This is a genomic window from uncultured Prevotella sp., from assembly GCF_946407605.1.
Classification (GTDB): domain Bacteria; phylum Bacteroidota; class Bacteroidia; order Bacteroidales; family Bacteroidaceae; genus Prevotella.
The window spans coordinates 37,329-57,491 of the sequence record NZ_CAMJOS010000003.1 but is presented as its reverse complement, the minus strand read 5'-3'; the positions used below and the strand labels follow the sequence as shown (position 1 = coordinate 57,491).

Genomic DNA, 20,163 nt, shown 5'->3' with positions numbered 1-20,163 from the left:
GAACAAGGAATAATCAATATGGATGAACTGATTGCCCAGCAACCTTCATTCCAGAAAATCATGGCCGACGGTATCGTCACTGAAGAAGAACTGAAAGAGCAGTCGGAGCGTGTCATCAATCTGCTTCATGAGGCAGAGCAGCGCTTTAGCGAGGAAGAACAGCAGTTCATCAAACAACTCTTTGCTGAAACCAATGTACTTTCGGCTATTTATCATTATCACGAACTTCAAAATCTGAACAATTATGGCAACCTATAGTAAAAAGAAGGTGTTGGCAGCACCTACTTCAAGCATTCCCCACATAGCCGATGCTATCTGTAAGGAATTTGTATTAGACGGCTTTGAAGTGAACGTCGATACATTGATGAGTGGCGGTCGTGACATCAGTATCACCAAAGGAAATATGTTCAAGGCTGTCATTGGCATGCGTTCAGCATTGAAGATTTCCCTTACACCACAATCCGATGGAGTCTTATTCCATGCCAATGTTGGTATCTTTGGGCAGCAGGCTATTCCTACCGTTATCTCCATGCTTTTCTTCTGGCCTGTACTGATTACGCAGATCTGGGGCCTTGTAGAGCAGTCAAAACTCGATGACAAGGCTCTAGAGATTGCAGAACGGGCTTGTGCAAGTTATTCTTCAACTACAGGCAGCACTTCCCAGGCATCATTTGCAGGTACCAAGTTCTGTACAGAATGTGGTGCCAGAATCATTGGCTCTGCCAAGTTCTGTCCGGAGTGTGGGGCTAAATTATAAATTATGACCAGACATGAAACTGAGTGAAAGTACGCTCAGTCTATAGTTGGTACGAATCTGGATTGTTAAAATAGAATAAAGCTCTGAGATATGGCAAGAAAGAAAACTTACAACATTTTTATCAGTTATCGCCGCACAGCATATGATACTGCGAAGTTGATTGCAGAAAAACTGAGGCATGCGGGGTATCACGTCTTTTTTGACGTGGACACGCTGACCTCGGGAAAGTTTAATGAACAACTCTAGAAGTTATCGGTGGTTGCAAGGACTTTATTCTGGTATTGCCGGAAAAAGCCTTGGATCGTTGTGTAGATGAGAATGACTGGATAAGACGTGAAGTAAGCTGTGCGATAGAACAAAAAAAGAACATTATTCCAGTAATGCTGGATGGTTTCGAATGGCCAAAAGAGATGCCCAAGGGGATAGAGGAGTTGCCAAACTACCAGGCAATCTCCGCAGTAAGCCATGAATACTTTGACATGGCCATCGACCGCCTAAAGGGCTATCTCATTAGTACGCCTGACATTCCCGTAAAAAGATGGCTTCAAAAAGCATGTATTGTACTTGGAGTGTATTTTGCTGAAATGTTGAAAGTTTTTTGCAAAATACGCTCTGTTTTCAATTCTTTTTTGTACTTTTGCTGCCAACAACCTAAAACAATTATACGAAGCCACTTGTATCATCTTGAGATTGTAAAGCAATGGGGCGCATTATAATGATAGTCTCAGACAGATTGATGATGAACCGTCTTCGAACACCTAATAAGAAATAATAAAAAATTCAACAATTGCAATATGGGGAAGATCATAGGTATTGACTTTGGAACAACAAATACACGTGTTGCCGTTTTTGATGGTAACAAGCCTATCATTCTTACTAACAATGAAGGAAAACGCTTTACACCTTCTGTTGTCACCTTTTTAGAGGATAATATGCGACTTGTTGGACTAAATAGTCAACAACGTGCCTCTATTAATCCTAAAAATACTATCTATAACATAAAACATTTTCTTGGTGAGACATTCCAACAGGTCCAGAAGGATATTAGTTATGTTCCATATACGGTTATGAGTAAAACCGGCTACCCATACATCATGATTGATGGCAACAAATACTCTCCGCAGGAAATCAGTGCGTCAATTTTGTATGAGATGAAGATAATTGCAGAGAACCATCTTGGGCAAAAGGTAAAAGATGCCGTTATCACTGTACCCTCATACTTCAGCGAATCACAGCGTCAAGCCACGATAGAAGCTGGACAGATTGCTGGTTTGAATGTACGTCGTATTATTGGCGAATCTACAGCTGCTGCTATGGCCTATGGTGTCGACAATGCGAATAAAAACATAAAAATTGCAGTTTTCAACCTTGGCGGTGGCACGCTCGACATTTCCATTATTGACTTTGGTGACGGCGTGTTTGAGGTACTCAGCACGAACGGAGATACACATCTTGGTGGGGACGATTTCGATAAGGTTATAATTAATTGGCTAGCTCAAGAATTCAAGAATGATGAAGGCATTGAGTTGAAGTTTACACCTATAGTCATGCAACGTCTGAAAGATGCCGCTGAGAAAGCGAAAATAGAGCTCTCCTCGTCTACCTCCACAGAGATTTATATTCCAAATATCATGTTTGTTGGCAGTGTACCGAAACATTTTGTGAAGGTACTGACCCGAGCTAAATTCGAGCAATTGGCCAACGACCTGATTCAGGCATGCTTGGTTCCCTGTCAGAATGCCATTCGCGACGCAGGCATCTCTACTGCCGATATCGATGAGGTCATCCTCGTGGGTGGTTCAAGTCGTATCCCCGCTGTGCAGACCCTCTTGAAAACCTTCTTCGGCAAAGAGCCTTCAGAAGGTTTTAACCCTGACGAAATGGCTGTCCTAGGGGCGGCTATCCAGGGAGCTATTATTAATAAGGAAAGAAGCATAGGCGGAATCGTACTGCTTGATGTAATACCGCAGACGCTGGGAATTGAAATCATTGGGGGAGTGATGTATAAGCTCATTGAGGCAAACACAACTATCCCCTGTAAGAAATGTGAAACTTTCACAACAACTACCGATAATCAGACAGAGGTAACAATCCATGTACTACAAGGTGAGCATATCTGGGCTAAACAGAACAAGAGTCTTGGGATGTTCATTCTCTCAGATATCAGTCCTGCCCCACATGACGTTCCGAAGATTGAAGTTTCTTTTGAAATAGATGCGAATAGCATTGTGAAAGTTAGTGCTAAAGAAAAGACAACAGGCAAGGAGCAATTCATCCGTATCGACACCTCCAGTAGACTCTCTAAGGACATTATTGAACGTATGAAAGCAGAGGTCGTAACCAACACTGTCATCGACAAGAACAAAAAGATGGAGTTTCTTAATAAGACGGGAAAAAGGATTACCCCCCCAAGGTCACAGTTTAACAAGTCCGTACAGGGCTCTCAGGGGTTATACGATGTGTTTATCAGCTATCGTCGTGAGGGTGGCGATAAGTATGCACGTACCATACAACAGGCACTTGAGAATCAATATAGGGTATTTCTTGACTTTGATGAGTTGAAAGATGGTGTATTCGACCAACGAATTAAAGATGCAATTAGTCAGGCTCCCGTATTCCTATTGCTTTTGACGAAGGGGGCACTTGATCGATGTGTAAATCAGGGAGACTGGGTGCGTGAAGAGATTTTGTACGCAGCCAAGTGCCAATGTCATATTGTACCAGTTATTATTATTGATGACACGTTCGATGGCATACCCGAGTTTTTGCCCAGGGAGTTAAAAGAATTAATTGGTGCCCACCAGTTCTCCGAAGTGCAGATGAAGGGTCTCTTTAAGGTATCTATTCAGAAACTCATCAATGATCGCATAGCACCATATGTACAGACACAGAAAAAAAACAAAGGCGTGGAAATTCACATTGAAGCTGATTCTGATTGTAAATTGTTGCATTTCAAAAAGCCTCTTTGTCTTGTTTTAGCCAATAAAGATGAAATCATACATCTAATGCCTGGAAAGCATAAGGTTGAGTTCGTCTCTTTAGATTATGAAGACATTCATGAACAATATGTGCTTGAGATACCAAATGAGTTTTATAGTGATTTTATTGAGGTACATTTAAAAGAGCAGATAGATAGTAGGCGTAGAGCAGAAGAGAGTGCAAAGCAGATGGCTGAGGTAGAAACTAAAATAAAAAATGCCGAAGCACTTAAGTCTGTTCCTACGATTTGGTTTGAAAAAAACTTAAGTAAAGAAAGGCCACAAAGGGTTATACAAGCCAAACTTCACAGTAGTGAGAAACAGGGTAAATGGGGATTTGTTGACTATAAGGGCGACTTAGTAATTGACAGTATCTGGAATGATGTAGAAGAGTTTTCTGAAGGCCTTGCTGCAGTTCAAAATGATAATGGTAGATGGGGCTTTATTAATGTAAAAGGCGAAGTCGTTATTCCTTGCAAGTGGAAACGAACTGGAAATTTCAAAGAGGGATTGTGCATTGTTTCTGCTGATAATGGCAAAAATGGTTTCATAGATATAAAAGGAACGATTGTTATTCCATGTATTTGGAATGATGCATTCTCTGTTTCTGAAGGACTAATAGTTGTGGCAGACAATAGTAATAAATATGGAGTTATTGATAAATCAGGCAATATTGTTGTACCTTGTCAGTGGAATTGGATGTGCTCGTTCTCCGACGGTCGAGCTCTTGTTAAAAACAAAGAAGGAAAGTATGGATTTATAGATTATGAAGGAAATAGTATAATAGAATGTAAGTGGAGTAACGCGTTTGACTTTTCAGAAGGACTTGCTCCTGTAAAAACCGAATATGGAAAATGGGGATATATAGACCATTATGGGGATAATGTAATCCCATGTCAATGGAGTTCGGCTTGTCCTTTTATGGAAGGAAGAGCTTGTGTTGAAAATGATTATGGGAGAATGGGGTTTATTGATCTCAAAGGGAATTTGGTAATCCCTTGTCAGTTTTTTAACAGTAATGTTTTTAGAGAAGACATTTACAAGTATGGCTTCCACTTTCAGGATGGACTTGCATATGTTGAAAATGAGGATTTACATGGTTTTATTGATGTCAATGGTAATTTTATTAAAATGGAGAGTGCTGGGAGTTGGATAAAAAGGCCAGAGGACTTTGTTGAAGGAACAGCATGGGTATATGCGGAAATTGATGTTACTCCCCAACATTTCAATAATTGTATATTTTTAGAAGACCGATGGTGCTTAATAGATAAGTTGGGAAACTTTATTGATGGATGATTTGACAAGTATTTTGTACATACCTTGAATTAGCTTGTGCTGAAATACTATATGGCACAAAAAAGAAAATTTCGCATTCATCAGTTATCTGCAAAAGGATGAGGAATGGGTTAATAGCCTGAAAAATAAGCTTAAACGCTATCGTTTGCCGTCAAGCGTGAGAAAGCAGGATGCATCACTGCTCAAAGAGATACGTCCGTGTCATTTCGGGACTATTATTACCTGAATAACTGGAAGCATTTTTCCACCCCAACCTATCAGTTTTGAAATAATTGCAATCTTTTTGGCAAATTTTCTGTCAAAAAGATTGCATTTTCATATTTATTTTATACTTTTGCACTATAACAACCTAAAAAAATTCTAAAATAAAACGATATGAAAAAGATCTTCGTTTTAGTATTCACATTGTCATTGGCAATCATGGCATCATACGCCCAAATGCAGCATGGCATCGTGAAGACCCGTGGCCGCATGGTGAATGGTAAGTTGGTGCCGGGTGAAATGATTGCCCAAGCACTCGTGGGCGTTAGGGGCCGCTCTGCCGTTCTGTCAGGTAACGACGGAGCCTTTAGTTTCCCTGTGACAACCAAGAGTTTCATCATAGACAGCGTGAAGAAGAAGGACTACACACTCATCGACATCGAGGCTTGCCGACAATATCAGTACCCGCAAGAACCGTTCGTACTGCTGATGGAAAAGCCAGAATTGCAACAGGCCGACCTACTGGCCAATGAGAGGAGGCTGCGCCGTGACTTGCAAAAGCGTCTGCAGAAGCGTGAGGACGAAGTGGATGCTCTCAACGTGTCGCTCGAAGAGAAAAACAAGCTGCTTCAGGAGATTAATCGTGAGCGCGAGGACAATGAGAAGATTATTAAGGAACTTGCAAAATACTATGCTACGCTCGACTATGACCAGCTGAATGATTTCCAGCGCAGAGTGTGTGACTGTCTGGAAAACGGTGAGCTGGAACGCGCAGACTCCCTCCTACGTTCCCGAGGTGACATGCGTAGTCGTATCGAGGCTGTGAAAGCGGAGCAAGCTGCAGAAGCCAAGGAGAAAGAATATCTGGCACAGCGTCAGAAGGACTTGAAGTCGAGCAAGGAAGGAACCAATAAACGCATAGAGGATATTGCTGCTGACTGCTTTAGTTTCTATCAACGATTCGGTCAGGACCACCAAAGAGACTCCGCAGCATATTATCTAGAATTACGCACATCGCTTGACACGACCAATTTAGAGTGGTCAATTATTGCAGGTAAGTACATTAGCGATTATTTAGCAGATTATGCAAAGGCGTTAAAGTATTATCAGACGACACTTCGGCAATCCTTTCTTCAGTTTGGTGAACAGCACGAATGGACAGCAATAGCCTACAACGACATCGGATTGGTCTATAGTGATCTAGGCAACTACCCAAAGGCTTTGGAATATACCCTCAAGGCACTGGTCATCTTAGAGAAGGTCCTGGGGCAAGAGCATCCTGATATAGCCACGTCCTACAACAACATCGGAGGAGTCTATAGTGATCAGGGGGACTACCCCAAGGCTATGGAATATCTCCTCAAGGCACTGGTCATCAGGGAGAAGGTTCTGGGACAGGAACATCCTGATGTAGCCACGTCCTACAACAACATTGGATATATCTATTTTGAGCAGGGGGACTACCCAAAGGCTTTGGAGTATTATCTCAAGGCACTGGCCATCTGTGAGAAGGTTTTGGGGCAGGAACATCCAAATGTGGCCACATCCTACAACAACATCGGATTAGTCTACAAGAGTCAGGGTGACTATCCCAAGGCTTTGGAAAATCTCCTCAAGGCACTGGCCATTCGTGAGAAGGTGCTGGGGCAGGAACATCCCGATGTGGCCACGTCCTACAACAACATTGGATATATCTATTTTGAGCAGGGGGACTACCCAAAGGCTTTGGATTATTACCTCAAGGCACTGGCCATCTGGGAGAAGGTTCAGGGGCAGGAACATTCAGATGTAGCCACGTCCTACAACAACATCGGATTGGTCTATAGTGATCTAGGCAACTACCCAAAGGCTATGGAATATCTCCTCAAGGCACTGGTCATCAGGGAGAAGGTTCTGGGACAGGAACATCCTGATGTAGCCACGTCCTACAACAACATCGGATCTGTCTATGACAATCTGGGCGACTATCCCAAGGCTTTGGAGTATTATCTCAAGGCACTGGCCATCTGTGAGAAGGTGCTGGGGCAGGAACATCCTAAAACAAGAACTGTTAGGGAGAATATTGAATACGTAAAGGAGGCGATGATTGTTCAAGACCCTACTGCCATGCAAGACTATGTGTTCACTGCAACAGTTGTTGACGGTGATACTCCAGCACGTCAACAGGGATTGTCTGGCGAATATATTATGTTGGAGTTTGCAGACTGGACTATCAAAGACGCAACCTCATTATATAAAAAAAATGATGAAATGAGAGGCAAACCGAAGGATATCGTCATCATAAAAGACAATATTATCAGTCAGCACCACTTTGAGAATACCATTGGAGTACAATTTGGTCTGAAGCAGGTAGGCAAGGAAGAGAAGGAAAGAATCATCCAGGCATACGAGCAATGGAAGAAAGAACATCAGCAATAAGTATTATATGGAACTGCAATTCAAATACTATGCCTTTATAAGCTACAGCTCCAAGGATACTGAGTGGGGCAAGAAGGTGCAAAAGAAACTGGAGCATTACCGCATGCCGGCAACGCTCTGTAGTGAACATGGGTGGGAACGGACTCCTATCAAGCCTGTGTTCTTTGCACCTACGGACATTCAACCTGGTGGATTGACTGAGGAACTACAGGAACGGTTGAAATCAAGTCGGAACCTCATTGTCATTTGTTCACCAAACTCTGCCAAGTCAGAATGGGTGGGCAAGGAGATTGAGTTTTTTCACCAATTAGGACGTACCAAGCAGATTCATTTCTTCATTGTCGATGGGCAACCGCATAGCACCAATCCCGACACGGAGTGTTTCAATCCCATTGTCAACACGCTTGGTTTACCAGAGATTCTTGGTGCCAACATCCATGAGAAGATATATCGTTGGCCATGGATGAACAAAGAGCGGGCCTACGTGCAACTTATCTCCAAGTTGCTTGGTGTAGAGTTCGATGCCATCTGGCAACGCCACAAACGCCTGTTGATACGGAAAGTGGCATTGTGTACCATTGGCATTATTGCTGTTATATCTGCATTAGCAGGCGTATGGGTTACCAATCAGCCTGTTGATGTTGAGGTGCGACTGAACGAAGCTTCTGTGCATAATGACAACTTGCCTCCCTTGGAGGATGCCATCATCACCATGACGTTGGAAAATGAGACGAAGACGGACACCATCCACACATTAGATGCCGCTATAGTATTCTCAAATATTCCCCATCGCTTTATCAACAAAGAAGTCCGTATGCAAATTAATTGCCGTGATTTTATACCAGTAGACACAACAATTATTCTTTCGGAGTCTAATACCATCGACATTCATCACGATTGCTCTGTCTATGGTAATCTCCGCTTTATGCTGTGGAATCCAGATACAGAACAAACAGCGCCAAATACAGAAATCGAGATTGACGGCCACAAGGTGCTATCGGACGACGATGGATACGTGACGATTACCATTCCTTTGGCAGAGCAGAAGGAATTCTATCCCATCTCTTCGAATGCTCTCTTATTAGAAAACGATATTGTAAACGGCCATTGTGGTCCTGATGATATTATCGAATTTAAAAACCAATAACATGAATAGGAATTTCATTTTACATTTTATACTACTATTTTTTGCCACGACTGCTTTAGCCCAAACCCAACAGGGATATGTTAAGACAAAAGGTCGCCTTGGTAGTAATGGCGCAGTAATTCATGGTACGCCATTAAGTGGTGCCACCGTAACAGTAAAAGGCAGTAATGCCGTATTGAGTGCTAATAACGGAAAGTTCTCACTTGTCATTCCAAGCAACAGTTACTACCTGCAAAGTGTCCAAAAGCAAGGATACGTGCTGACAGACCCTGATGTATTGTCAAAGCAGTATATGCAGTCGAAAAATCCGCTGACGATAGTCATGGAGGATAAGGCCCAACAAGCAGCTGACCGACGAGCAATGACACTAGGGACAGGTTCCTGTCACGTGGTTCGACTATGCCATCAAGACCTACCCTACCGAAAAAGGTATCCTCTACTATTGGACCGAATGGCAAAAGACGCCACCCGAGAACAACTGGTATGCCCATGATGTGGATGTTTACGGCATCAGCTCCCGTCAGTCACACGAGCTGTTGTGCGGTCTGAGATGTCGAGCAGAGCACCAACAGGAAAGGGACAATCTGTTCCGCAGCAATGCCGTGATTCGCGTCCAATACCCGGGAGCCCCAGGCCGAGAAGACGAATTTGAGTGTATGTCCATGGAGCTGCGCTGCTACGAGCGGGGGCAGATTGACTTAGTGGGTTATATCTGGTTCCTGCAGTTCGACTTCACCCGAAAGACCACCCGCATCATCATCCACTCCTTCGACAGCATCGACAACTGTCTCACATGGCTAGGCCGCAAAGAAGCCACCATTGAAGACTGTTGCCTCCAGATGGGAGAACTGCTCATGTTCGGGGAATCCTATTGAATATTATTGACTGGAGCAGGAAGCACTTCTTTGAAGTGATTGAGTAGGTATTGTTTTCGAACAAATGCAATCTTTTTGATAAATTTTCTGTCAAAAAGATTGCATTTCAATATTTTTTTTGTACTTTTGCTGCCGCACACCACGTGTAAAAACCTAGAACAACAAATAACCAAAGACATTATAGAGCATTATGGCTAACGAAGTTTTCATATCCTATAGTCGTAAAGACTACGAGAAAGTCCGAAAGATTAAAGAGGAGATTGATAGGACAGTTGGCGTCAACTGTTGGATGGATCTCGATGGCATAGAGAGCGACAAGCAGTTTGTCGATGTTATCATCAACGCCATCAATCGTCATGAGACCATTCTGTTCATGTTAAGTAAATCGTCTATGTACAGCACCTGGGCACTGAAAGAATTACGTTTTGCAGAGGACAAGAAAAAAAGAATTGTTTTGGTTCTTATAGACAATTCAAAAATGACGGATAAATTTTCTTTTCATTACGGTGATAAAGACGTCATAGACTGGAATGCAATTCTTGAACGCAAAAAATTACTTAGCAATCTTAAAACATGGTATCCCGTTTCCATACAAGCCCCAACTTTTGATTCCAATCATAGAGACAATAATGCGTCAAAGTCTTCTATCATCAAAAAACCGAAATACATTTTATTATCTTTTTATTTACTCATCGCTTTAATAGTAATAGGTGTACTCTCGTACGCATTTCTGCATGACACCCCAGGAGATTTATATGAAAAGGGGCTGAGTTTTGATAGAGATAGTAATTACACTGAAGCGGTTAAATATTTTCGAGAGTCCGCAGAGCAAAACTATGCTAAGGCACAATATTACATGGGTCTTTACTATTTCAATGGAACGGAGTTACCCAAAATTAAAGAAGAAGCGTTTAAATGGTGGCAAAAAGCTGCAGAACAAGGGGATATGTGTGCCCAGTACTATTTAGGCTATTGTTATTTGGAAGGTGAAGGTATTGAAGAGGAAGACGAGGATGAAGCTGCCAAATGGTTCCGGAAATCAGCGGAACAAGGATATGCGCCTGCCCAGTTAAAATTGGGAGACTGTTATGAAGATGGAGATGGTGTTCCTGAAGACGAGGAAAAGGCCGCCGAATGGTGGCTAAAAGCAGCAGAGCAAGGTAATGCAGAAGCCCAATACAAATTAGGAGACTATTATGACGGAGATGACTCAGAGAAGGCCTTTGAGTGGTATAAGAAATCAGCAGATCAAGGATATGCTGATGCACAACTTAATTTAGGGTTTTGCTATCGAAATGGAGACGGCGTCTCAGAAAATCAAAGCAAGGCTATTGAATGGTTTCGGAAAGCTGCGGAGCAAGGAGAATCTTATGCCCAATTTTTTTTAGGTTATTATTATTACGAGGGTGAATATATCCATCAAGATGAAGAAGAGGCTGTCAAATGGTTTCAGAAGTCTGCAGACCAAGATAATTATTTTTCTTTGACATTGCTGGGGCTCTGTTACGACCAAGGTTTTGGGGTACCACAAGACAAAAGTATGGCATTCGTTTATTTCAAAAGAGCAGCAGAAAAAGGACATTCAATAGCTCAATATAATTTGGCATCATATTATCATTATGGTTATGGTGTTCCACAAAATAGAGAAGAAGCCATTATCTGGTATAAGAAAGCTGCTGTTCAAAATGACAAAGATGCCCAGAATGCATTAACAGAAATGGGAGAAACATGGTAAAACCTTATGGAAGCAATTAAATTAAGCTATACTAATGACAAATATATGGAACAGATGAAATATGATGTATTTATCAGCTATTCGAGAAAGGACTATATTAGGGATGATGTAATCATTCCACATAATCCTATCACGGCTATTCTGGAGTTGTTTGACAAGAATAATATCTCATATTGGTTCGACAAAGAAGGTATTTATAGTGGCCAAGAATTCATTGAGGTTATTTCAAATGCTATAGCCAATTCAAAAATGGTGGTTTTTGTCTCGTCTAAGCATTCTAATGCTTCCATGTGGACTGCCGGAGAGGTTTTCGAAGCTCTCGATGGCGAAAAGCTGATAATTCCAGTACGCATAGATGACAGTCCATATAACAAGAAGTTTAAAATGCTTGTTCGGCCTTTGGATTATGTTGATTTTCAAGAGCAGCCCAAAACGGCATTACCACAATTGCTTCGAGCTGTATTGAATGAGAAAGAACGGCTGGCCAAAATAGAAAAAGAGGAACAGTTGCGACTGATAGAAAAACAAAAAGAAGCAAAAAAGGAAGCCGTAAGAAAAGAAATCAAAGAAAAGGCTAAGGAATATCTTGCTCTTTCAGGTCAGCAGGACTATATTTTGAAAGAACTATATACTAAAAACAAATTTATTGGTAATACCACCAAACGTTGTCTCGTATGCGAAAAAGAAGTGCAAATAGAATCTCTTTTTTGCGACCAGTGCGGCTGGCAATTTCCCAAACTATATGGGATAGACGGCAGTGATGTTCCCTTGCATGATGAATCACATTTGGCATTAGCACGTACAAATTGGCATAGTTTGAGTCGCATTGTTGACTTGCAAAATGAAAGTCAAAAGTTGGAAAGCATAAGGAAAAAGCTTGAAGACACCAAGAAGGATTATGAGAAGAAGATGTGCTATCAGGAGAAATCCATTGAAGATTTATCAAATCAATGTCAAAAACTGAAAGAGCATGTAAAAAAGAAAGAGGAAGAGTTGGCATCACTTCAAAAAAGCATCTCATCTTTGTCCATGCAATTGGATTTATCCAAACAAGAAGTTTCACAAAAGGAAGAACAAGTTCAAAATGATCAAAGCGTAATTCTTTCTTTAAAAGAGAGAATAGAATCCTTAACAAAGAGTATCAGTCAATATGAACAAAGCATTCAAAAAAAAGAGGAGCAAATTGAAAAGCGAATCAAAGAGTATAAATTATTAGAGGATAAATATTATCAACTTATAAAAGGCAAGACAACCACTACCATTCCTAAAGATACTATTATAGACAAAAAAACAAGTAACACTGCAAAAGAGGCAACAGTACAGAATGCAACACCTACTCTTAAAAAGTCAAAGTCAATAAAGTCTCTTGACGAAGCATTTTCTATAATTGAAACTTGTTGTAATACAAGTCCAATACAAGACAATTATGATTTCAACCGAGCTAAATTAAGTCTTAATTGGTTGAAAAATATTTTAGGAAAGAAGTATGGTATGTACGTGAGCAAGAACGCGATTCTAGCATGTAAGAACATTGGAGAACTAAAACAATTACTATATAACAGTAGTAACAGAAATGGAAATCAATAATATAGATACGTAGTATAAGGCTCTCAAAGCAATTATCATGTTCACTAGCGTCCGGTTGATTTTTCCAGACTATTAATTAAGCTCTTAAAATTCTATGAGATACAGCGATCTAAAATAATCCGAATTTAATTTTGTATCTTTGTACTGTCTCAGATATAAATAACATTTGATATATGGGAATAAGACTAAATAAAGTATTAACGGAACTGAATATCGGGCTTCAGACAACGATTGATTTTCTGAAGGCTCATAAGGAATTGGGAGATATTAGTGACGATACAACAGTTAACACAAAAATTGGGGATAAACAATATGAAGCACTGGTTAACTATTTCAAAGGGTCTATCAGATTAAATAAAGTATTAATAGAGTTGAATATTGGACTTCAGATAGCGGTTGATTTTCTGAAGCTTCATAGAGAATTGGGAGATATTAGGGACGATGCAACACCTAATACTAAAATATCTGTGGCGCAATACAATGCTCTTGTTAAAGAATTTGGAAGTAAAACATATCCCAAGACTCAATCTGATATATCTCTATTCAGGAAATCAGAGGATAAGGATGTTAGAATTTTAGGCAAAATAGATCTTAGCAGCATTGCTAAGCCTATCGGCAATTCTGGAAAAAAGTATGACGTGTTTGTGAGTTATTCCAGACTTGATACCAACAGAGTTCAAGCAATTGTGGGCGAGATTGAGAAAAAAGGCTATAGGGTTTGGATCGACAAGAAGGGAATTGATAGTGGTGATGAATTTAAAACGACTATAGTTAAGGCTATTAGAAACTCGGAGGTTTTTCTTTTCTTTTCATCAAAAGGTGCAAATGAGTCAACCTGGACAATGAAAGAAGTTAATACGGCCGTACACTTCAAGAAAGCAATTATTCCTGTGAAGCTTGATAATACAGAATATGACGATTCTATTCTCTTAGAACTTGTCGGTCTAGATTATGTCGATTTTACTATTGGCTCTCAGCATTCTTACGCAATAAGTAAACTTATAAAAGCATTGCAAAAGAAAATAAGAATATGAAGAAGGTAAGATACGACATCTTTATTAGCTACCGTCGTGAAGCTTATGACACGGCGAACTTGATAGCTGAAAAACTGAGGAATGCAGGTTATAGTGTCTTCTTTGACATCGACACGCTGACATCTGGAAAGTTTAACGAGCAGCTTATCAACGTGATAAGCGAGTGTAAAGACTTTATCCTGGTACTACCCCAGAATGCGCTCGACAGATGCCAGAACGAAGGTGACTGGATTCGTCGCGAAGTGCTATGTGCCTTGCAGAATGACAAGAACATCATACCTGTTATGCTTGATGGTTTTGTATGGCCGAAGGTGATGCCCCAAGGCATGAAGGAGTTGTCTAACTATCAGGCGATTGCTGCCACGGGACACGAATTCTTTGACATGGCAGTACAACGGCTGCAGGGGTTCCTGAAAAGCAAACCCGCCAAGCCCATTCGCAAATGGATGACAAAAGCCGGCATTGCATTGGGTGTCATTCTTGTGCTCTTGATGATAGGAGCTGGGATTGTACATCATATTGCGGGAGTGACATGCAATGAAATCGGAACGAAACTGACATCGGGCATGAATACCATGGAACTGCTGACAGAAGACTGTAAAACAATAAAACAAGAAATAGCCAGTTTCTATCAGGCCATTGACAATGCCAAAACTGAGGAGGACAGAAAATACGCCGAGGAGGATATGATATTATTTACAGAGAAAATCCAAAAGGATGTTGAATCACTCCATAAAACGATGCCCGCCCCAGAGTTCTCTTTCAATAGTCTTGAAAACTATGTTCTGGCATATTACAACATTGATAAGGAAGAACTTATGGCATTCTCAACGTACTATAACAGTATGTTCGATGAAATGGATCATCTGAACGATGAAATACTGTCAGCCATTGAGAGACACAACTACTCACAACTTGAGAGAGACAATATCTCACTGATTATCAACTGTTTCGAGCATTACATCAATGGTTTCTACTATGGGTATATGGGTAGTCTGTCGCTCTTACCCAAATCTGCAAGGGAAAAGCATTTTAAGATTGCCAAGAAGTGGAAATGCTTCCCCAATGGCACGCCATTAGACCTCTCACAAGAAGAATATGAGCAGTTCCAGATGCAGGAAGTAGAATTAATTAATGAAGAAATCAATCGTTTTAATGCCGCTTTAAACTACACGGAACGTCAGTTGAACGAATTAGGAGAGAGAATTGATGAGTTAGAAAAGATTGCCAATATGAATGAGTAACAGATAGAAAAAAGAGTCAATTTATTTGTTGTTTTGAGGAATATCTTGTATATTTGCAAACAAAAACCAAAACTATAGAAGATTATGATTACAATGTTATTACAGTGCTGTCCAGATTCAGCTGCAATTATGAAATGTGTTTATGAGTATGAAGCAGCAACAAATGACAAGGACGTACAGATTTTCCAAGAAATATGCGGAGCTATTGTGCTTGTCGCAGTTATTGTTGTGGGAGGTTTCCTGCTTTTGAAGCTGTTTGACCACATAGCAAATGGAATACATGGTCTATACAAGAGAAAATGGGAAGAAGAAGACCGCGAACAAAAGCAAAAAGCCGATTTAAAGGATAAGCTTCTTGACTTTTTAGAGAAAAACACTTCAAAAGAGGAATATAACGAAGAGGCAGGTAAGGTCATAAAGAGTATTAAAGACTTGGACTCTACTGAGAGTAGATACTACATAAACGTTCTTAAGAGTATCATAAAAGACAATACCATTCCCGAGCATCCTTCTCATGAAAACTAAGAATAAAAGAACACTGTGGCTACGATTTGACAGGGTACTGGCACATGACCTGCTGAGACAGCTGACCATACTGGGCATCGCTCTACTCATCGCCCTAGGGTTGTCATATCTATTCCTGGCAGCCTCGAATACCGAGTGGGAGAATTTTTGTAATGCAGAGCATATCAACAAATTCTTGCTGCCTCTCTATCTATTGATAGACTCAAACGCGCTGAACAACCTCTACATGGGTAGCGATAATACTCATGTACACGGATGGATGCTATTTGCCAGTAGCATCACGTTCCTGATTGGTGCATTTATCTTCAATGGCGTCATCATCGGTATCATCACTAATTCGATAGAACGACGGGTGACAAACCATCAAGAAGGACATATTCACTATTTGAAGTCAGGACATTATATCATTATGGGCTATGATGAGATGGTACCTTCGTTCATCTCCCATATCTTTGACAAGGACAAGGATGCATACATACTAATCCTGACTTCGGCAGAAGTAGTTGACATAAGGGAGAAACTGCAGAAATCGTTCTCCGACAAACAGATGAAACGAATTATTATCAATTACGGACACCGGATATCTACAGAAGCCTTTAAGGATATTTATTTAGAGGCAGCAGAACAACTTTATATCGTTGGTAATCATGAAAAGTCGGCACATGATGCCATCAACGTGGAATGCGTGGACAGCATTTGCAGATATTTAGAAAATCCAAAAACGAAAGGGAGACCCAACAAGATAGTCTGTGTGTTTAAGGATTTGGATACATACGCAGCTTTTAAGACCTCTGAGATCTTTAAGAAGGTGGGAGATCTGGGTATAGAGTTTGTACCCTATAACTTCTATACCGGATGGGCTAAACAGGTATTTGTAAAACGTGAGTATAAGGACTTTGACAATCCTGGCACTACATACCCCTACCCTGCCGTTTATGGAAATGGTATCACACCGGATGATGACAAGTACGTTCATCTGGTATTTGTAGGAACGACTAATTTTGCGGTTGCCTTCGCCATGGAGGCAGCTCATGTACTACACTTCCCTAATTCTGATAAGAAGAAGACAAGAATAACATTTATAGATATCAACGCCGACAAGGAGAAAGATGAATTTATCATCCGTAACCGACATTTCTTTGAGGTGCAGTCATTCTATTATCGAGACTTTACTGTTAATAATGATAAAACAAACAAGGTAAAAGATTATCTGTGCTTCCAAGGTAAAGATGCCGATTTCCTTGACGTGGAGTTTGAGTTTATCAAAGGTGATGTATTCTCAAAGAATGTTCAAGAAGAAATAAGTAAATGGGCAAAAGAGCACAACAAACAACAGTACATGTCCGTTTTCCTCGCTCTAGCCGATCAGCGTCAGAACTTCGTGATGGGTATGAATATGCCGGATGAAATATACAATAATGAGGTGCCTGTTTTCATACGTCAAGACCGATCAGACAATTTTGTTACGAATTTAAGAAATGCAGACATTAAGAAAGATGACAAGAAACTGACATACTCAACTGTCACGAATGGAACATTGAATCAGAAAAAGTGTAATGCCCGTTATGCCCACATCTACCCCTTTGGCATGAACGAAACGGCTTATTGCGCAGATAATCATGCATTGAAACGGGCAAAACTTATCAACTACCTATACTCGACTGCCAATTACAGTACTAATAAGTTCCAAGGAATATTGGCATTAGACGCCATGTCTCCTGAGCAGATTTGGGCCGAGGCTGATAATTATTGGAAAGATCTTTCTGTTGCATTAAAATGGTCCAACCTCTATAATGCATACACCATGAGAACTAAGTTGGCCACACTGCGCGCCATGCGAGGATTAGACATTAGAGACAAATCGCATGATTATTACACGTTGTCTGACGAAGAGGTTAAGGTTCTTGCGAAAGTTGAACATAACAGATGGAATGTGGAGAAACTTCTTATGGGATTCAGGAAGCCAAAAGCCAATGAAGACAAATATGAACATCCTGAATTTGCAAAAGACTTGCAAAGCAACAAAAAGTTGTTTATTCATCATGATATTCGTCCTTTCGAAGAATTAGACATTGTCAGCGAACTTGACTATGAATTCTCACGATATCTTCCATGGATCATGAAAATGACTGAAGATGACTGACCAGGAAATCATAAAAGGACTGATTGCAAGGGACAATAAGTTGACGAAGACGTTTTTCTTCGTCAACTGCAGACCGTTGTTCGGTAAGATCATCAGTCTTGTGTTCGACTATGAGGTGGATTATGATGAACTGGTGAATGAGTTGTATATCTACCTAATGGAGAATGATGCTCAGAAACTCAGGAACTTTGAGTATCGTAGCTCTGTATACCAGTGGATAAAGGTGTTGGCCATTCGTTTCTTTATTAAAAAGCGTCATAAAATGATAGAAGACTCCAGTCATGAAACTCTATATGACATGCAGAATACAGAACGACTGTCTACAGAAAGCAATTCGGCAAGAGAAGATATTGAACGTCTTTTCGCCAGAATGAACAATAAGAGATATGTGTTGGTCATCCAACGCCTTGTTCTTGAAGACTGGGAACCAGAACAATTGGCACAAGAGATGCATATCACTACGGCAAACCTATATAACATCAAACGGCGCGCAATGGCTCAATTGACTCATGCCGCCCTTAGCGACATAAAAGCTTATGGCAAATAAAAAACATATATCTGACGAGCTGTTGGCTGCATATCTGGATGGAAATACCAATGAGCAGGAGACGATGGACGTGCTGAAAGCCATGAAAGCAGACCCTGAATTGAGGGAAGTGCTTGACATTGCCACTCAAGTAGATATTGACGAATATCAGATAAAAGAGGATTTCCTACCGATGTTGCAGATGGCTGCTAAGAGTGGCGAGAATGTCTGTGCGGTATTCTGTGAGATATTTATTCTACATCGTCGTGGCATACCATACAACCAAGAGGAACTGCTATCGTCTGCCCGACTTAGAGGTTGGCTGAAGTCAAAAGGAACGCCACTCTTTTGTATAGGTAATCTACTGGCATATTCGGGACTGATGGTCAGCAGGAGGTACGACTCAACACTCTCGGATATTCGTCAAGCCCTTCAAAGAGACAATGATGTAGTGGTAGGTGTTGACCGCGAGAAACTATATATGGAAGAGATTGACTTGGAAGATTCGACAAACCATGCAGTGGTGGTAACCCATATCAATAAAGACTCTGTAACTGTTTTCGACCCCTATCAAGAGCCTTATATCTACAACATTCCCATCGCAGACTTCCTTAATGCCTGGAAAGAGTCGCGTAATTACATGATTCAGGTGCTCCAGTCTATAGAGGAATACGAGCCTCATCCAGTCAAGTTGTCAGATGTCATCATAGACGAAGACCTTGATGAACTGCAGGAGGCTATTGCAGAGAATGCCCATGAGGTTTGGGCGGAAGCAAGAATCAAAGAAGGATGGACTTACGGAAAAGAGAGGGATGATGCCCGAAAGAAGCATCCAGACCTCATTCCCTACTCCGCGCTGCCTGACAGTGAGAAAGAATATGACCGAATCATGGCACGTGAGACCATTAGACTGGTAAAGAAATTAGGATTCGACATCACTAGGAACAAACGATGAATATCATAATTATACTCATAGCGGCACTGCTTCCTGCTATTTTACTTTTGTATTACATCTGGAAGAAAGACCCTCAGCCCGAACCTGGTTCATGGTTGGCCAGGGCCGTTCTTTGGGGTATCGCCATCTGCTTTCCCATAACATTCGTAGAGTTGGGGCTCGAAACTATTTTATTTGGTGTTGATGGCGAAGCGACAAGCATTATCGGTACTACGATAGATGCGTTTGTCGTGGCAGCCCTGACCGAAGAAGCCTTTAAACTGCTGGCACTATGGCTGCTATTGAGGAATAATCCTTTCTTTGACGAGCATTTTGACGGCATCGTCTATGCCGTCTTTATCGGATTAGGATTCGCAGCCATTGAGAATATTGGGTATGTGTTTGGTGAGGAAGAATGGGTAACTGTTGCCATCACCAGAGCACTCTTGGCTGTTCCTGGTCATTATGCCTTTGCTGTCCTGATGGGCTATTACTATTCCATCTATCATTTTGTAGACCATTCGCCCAAAGCAGCAGCCCGCGTTCTCCTAATCCCCGTACTCTTCCATGGCGTTTACGATGCCATTGCCATGAGTGGCACCGTCAATCCCGTCCTTGGCGGCATCAGTTTCTTTGTCCTAGTTTATTTCTGCATCAAGATGCATAAGTTGGCCAAAGCAAAGATTGTGGAACAGATTAAGCGAGACCGTCCAGAAAGATATCAAACTTTTTGATAAATATTTGTGATAGACTTAAAACGAAG

Annotated in this window: 18 protein-coding genes and 1 pseudogene; all 19 read left to right on the top strand. The window is 41.1% G+C overall.

Annotated elements, in window-relative coordinates; all coding sequences use genetic code 11:
* The first annotated feature begins 18 nt into the window (after positions 1 to 18).
* The 19 genes and pseudogenes from Q0R57_RS02190 to Q0R57_RS02100 all read left to right on the top strand — a co-directional run bounded on the left by Q0R57_RS02190 (position 19) and on the right by Q0R57_RS02100 (position 20,134).
* Positions 19 to 258, top strand: coding sequence for a hypothetical protein (locus Q0R57_RS02190; protein WP_294743476.1), 240 nt, complete (start codon positions 19 to 21; stop codon positions 256 to 258).
* Entirely contained in the window at positions 245 to 757 is a 513-nt protein-coding gene (locus tag Q0R57_RS02185; protein ID WP_294743474.1) for a zinc ribbon domain-containing protein, read from the top strand. Before Q0R57_RS02190 ends, Q0R57_RS02185 begins: the two co-directional genes overlap by 14 nt.
* A 90-nt stretch (positions 758 to 847) precedes the next feature.
* Positions 848 to 1,003 (top strand): TIR domain-containing protein, encoded by a 156-nt coding sequence (locus Q0R57_RS02180; protein ID WP_294743473.1) that lies wholly within the window; start codon positions 848 to 850, stop codon positions 1,001 to 1,003.
* A gap of 50 nt (positions 1,004 to 1,053) precedes the next feature.
* Positions 1,054 to 1,473 (top strand): hypothetical protein, encoded by a 420-nt coding sequence (locus Q0R57_RS02175; protein ID WP_294743471.1) that lies wholly within the window; start codon positions 1,054 to 1,056, stop codon positions 1,471 to 1,473.
* Between the two features lie 78 nt (positions 1,474 to 1,551).
* Positions 1,552 to 3,144: pseudogene (gene dnaK, locus Q0R57_RS02170) on the top strand (molecular chaperone DnaK); the annotation flags it as partial.
* Positions 3,127 to 5,031, top strand: a complete 1,905-nt coding sequence (locus Q0R57_RS02165) for a WG repeat-containing protein (RefSeq protein ID WP_294743744.1) — start codon at positions 3,127 to 3,129, stop codon at positions 5,029 to 5,031. The pseudogene dnaK and the gene Q0R57_RS02165, both read left to right, overlap by 18 nt.
* Positions 5,032 to 5,406: 375 nt before the next feature.
* A complete protein-coding gene (locus Q0R57_RS02160) occupies positions 5,407 to 7,650 on the top strand; it encodes a tetratricopeptide repeat protein (protein WP_294743469.1) in 2,244 nt (747 codons plus the stop codon).
* Positions 7,651 to 7,657: 7 nt separating this feature from the next.
* A complete protein-coding gene (locus tag Q0R57_RS02155) occupies positions 7,658 to 8,797 on the top strand; it encodes a toll/interleukin-1 receptor domain-containing protein (protein WP_294743467.1) in 1,140 nt (379 codons plus the stop codon).
* A gap of 1 nt (position 8,798) precedes the next feature.
* Complete coding sequence (locus Q0R57_RS02150; RefSeq protein WP_294743465.1) at positions 8,799 to 9,290, top strand: hypothetical protein; 492 nt, start codon at positions 8,799 to 8,801, stop codon at positions 9,288 to 9,290.
* Between the two features lies 1 nt (position 9,291).
* Positions 9,292 to 9,672, top strand: a complete 381-nt coding sequence (locus Q0R57_RS02145; protein WP_294743463.1) for a hypothetical protein — start codon at positions 9,292 to 9,294, stop codon at positions 9,670 to 9,672.
* Between the two features lie 190 nt (positions 9,673 to 9,862).
* Entirely contained in the window at positions 9,863 to 11,407 is a 1,545-nt protein-coding gene (locus Q0R57_RS02140) for a toll/interleukin-1 receptor domain-containing protein (RefSeq protein WP_294743461.1), read from the top strand.
* Positions 11,408 to 11,413: 6 nt separating this feature from the next.
* Entirely contained in the window at positions 11,414 to 12,994 is a 1,581-nt protein-coding gene (locus tag Q0R57_RS02135) for a TIR domain-containing protein (protein ID WP_294743459.1), read from the top strand.
* 173 nt (positions 12,995 to 13,167) lie between these two features.
* The gene (locus Q0R57_RS02130) at positions 13,168 to 14,028 is read left to right on the top strand and encodes a toll/interleukin-1 receptor domain-containing protein (protein ID WP_294743457.1); all 861 of its coding nucleotides are present in this window, start codon (positions 13,168 to 13,170) and stop codon (positions 14,026 to 14,028) included.
* Positions 14,025 to 15,272, top strand: coding sequence for a toll/interleukin-1 receptor domain-containing protein (locus Q0R57_RS02125; RefSeq protein ID WP_294743455.1), 1,248 nt, complete (start codon positions 14,025 to 14,027; stop codon positions 15,270 to 15,272). Before Q0R57_RS02130 ends, Q0R57_RS02125 begins: the two co-directional genes overlap by 4 nt.
* Positions 15,273 to 15,356: 84 nt before the next feature.
* Complete coding sequence (locus Q0R57_RS02120; RefSeq protein WP_294743454.1) at positions 15,357 to 15,797, top strand: hypothetical protein; 441 nt, start codon at positions 15,357 to 15,359, stop codon at positions 15,795 to 15,797.
* Positions 15,787 to 17,940, top strand: coding sequence for a hypothetical protein (locus Q0R57_RS02115; protein WP_294743453.1), 2,154 nt, complete (start codon positions 15,787 to 15,789; stop codon positions 17,938 to 17,940). Before Q0R57_RS02120 ends, Q0R57_RS02115 begins: the two co-directional genes overlap by 11 nt.
* Positions 17,933 to 18,487 carry a sigma-70 family RNA polymerase sigma factor gene (locus tag Q0R57_RS02110; protein ID WP_294743451.1) on the top strand — a complete coding sequence of 185 codons (555 nt, stop codon included), beginning with the start codon at positions 17,933 to 17,935 and terminating at the stop codon, positions 18,485 to 18,487. The genes Q0R57_RS02115 and Q0R57_RS02110 overlap by 8 nt, the downstream gene beginning before the upstream one ends.
* Positions 18,477 to 19,421 carry a RyR domain-containing protein gene (locus Q0R57_RS02105; RefSeq protein WP_294743449.1) on the top strand — a complete coding sequence of 315 codons (945 nt, stop codon included), beginning with the start codon at positions 18,477 to 18,479 and terminating at the stop codon, positions 19,419 to 19,421. The genes Q0R57_RS02110 and Q0R57_RS02105 overlap by 11 nt, the downstream gene beginning before the upstream one ends.
* Positions 19,418 to 20,134 carry a PrsW family intramembrane metalloprotease gene (locus Q0R57_RS02100; protein ID WP_294743447.1) on the top strand — a complete coding sequence of 239 codons (717 nt, stop codon included), beginning with the start codon at positions 19,418 to 19,420 and terminating at the stop codon, positions 20,132 to 20,134. Before Q0R57_RS02105 ends, Q0R57_RS02100 begins: the two co-directional genes overlap by 4 nt.
* Positions 20,135 to 20,163 lie beyond the last annotated feature (29 nt).

What these genes read in the sequence shown, in the direction of transcription:
- Q0R57_RS02110 (WP_294743451.1), top strand. Translation starts at nt 17,933, where the DNA reads ATGACTGACCAGGAAATCATAAAAGGACTGATTGCAAGGGACAATAAG.
- Q0R57_RS02160 (WP_294743469.1), top strand. Translation starts at nt 5,407, where the DNA reads ATGAAAAAGATCTTCGTTTTAGTATTCACATTGTCATTGGCAATCATG.
- Q0R57_RS02150 (WP_294743465.1), top strand. Translation starts at nt 8,799, where the DNA reads ATGAATAGGAATTTCATTTTACATTTTATACTACTATTTTTTGCCACG.
- Q0R57_RS02120 (WP_294743454.1), top strand. Translation starts at nt 15,357, where the DNA reads ATGATTACAATGTTATTACAGTGCTGTCCAGATTCAGCTGCAATTATG.
- Q0R57_RS02155 (WP_294743467.1), top strand. Translation starts at nt 7,658, where the DNA reads ATGGAACTGCAATTCAAATACTATGCCTTTATAAGCTACAGCTCCAAG.
- Q0R57_RS02105 (WP_294743449.1), top strand. Translation starts at nt 18,477, where the DNA reads ATGGCAAATAAAAAACATATATCTGACGAGCTGTTGGCTGCATATCTG.
- Q0R57_RS02180 (WP_294743473.1), top strand. Translation starts at nt 848, where the DNA reads ATGGCAAGAAAGAAAACTTACAACATTTTTATCAGTTATCGCCGCACA.
- Q0R57_RS02100 (WP_294743447.1), top strand. Translation starts at nt 19,418, where the DNA reads ATGAATATCATAATTATACTCATAGCGGCACTGCTTCCTGCTATTTTA.
- Q0R57_RS02115 (WP_294743453.1), top strand. Translation starts at nt 15,787, where the DNA reads ATGAAAACTAAGAATAAAAGAACACTGTGGCTACGATTTGACAGGGTA.
- Q0R57_RS02165 (WP_294743744.1), top strand. Translation starts at nt 3,127, where the DNA reads ATGGAGTTTCTTAATAAGACGGGAAAAAGGATTACCCCCCCAAGGTCA.
- Q0R57_RS02125 (WP_294743455.1), top strand. Translation starts at nt 14,025, where the DNA reads ATGAAGAAGGTAAGATACGACATCTTTATTAGCTACCGTCGTGAAGCT.
- Q0R57_RS02190 (WP_294743476.1), top strand. Translation starts at nt 19, where the DNA reads ATGGATGAACTGATTGCCCAGCAACCTTCATTCCAGAAAATCATGGCC.
- Q0R57_RS02135 (WP_294743459.1), top strand. Translation starts at nt 11,414, where the DNA reads ATGGAAGCAATTAAATTAAGCTATACTAATGACAAATATATGGAACAG.
- Q0R57_RS02140 (WP_294743461.1), top strand. Translation starts at nt 9,863, where the DNA reads ATGGCTAACGAAGTTTTCATATCCTATAGTCGTAAAGACTACGAGAAA.
- Q0R57_RS02185 (WP_294743474.1), top strand. Translation starts at nt 245, where the DNA reads ATGGCAACCTATAGTAAAAAGAAGGTGTTGGCAGCACCTACTTCAAGC.
- Q0R57_RS02130 (WP_294743457.1), top strand. Translation starts at nt 13,168, where the DNA reads ATGGGAATAAGACTAAATAAAGTATTAACGGAACTGAATATCGGGCTT.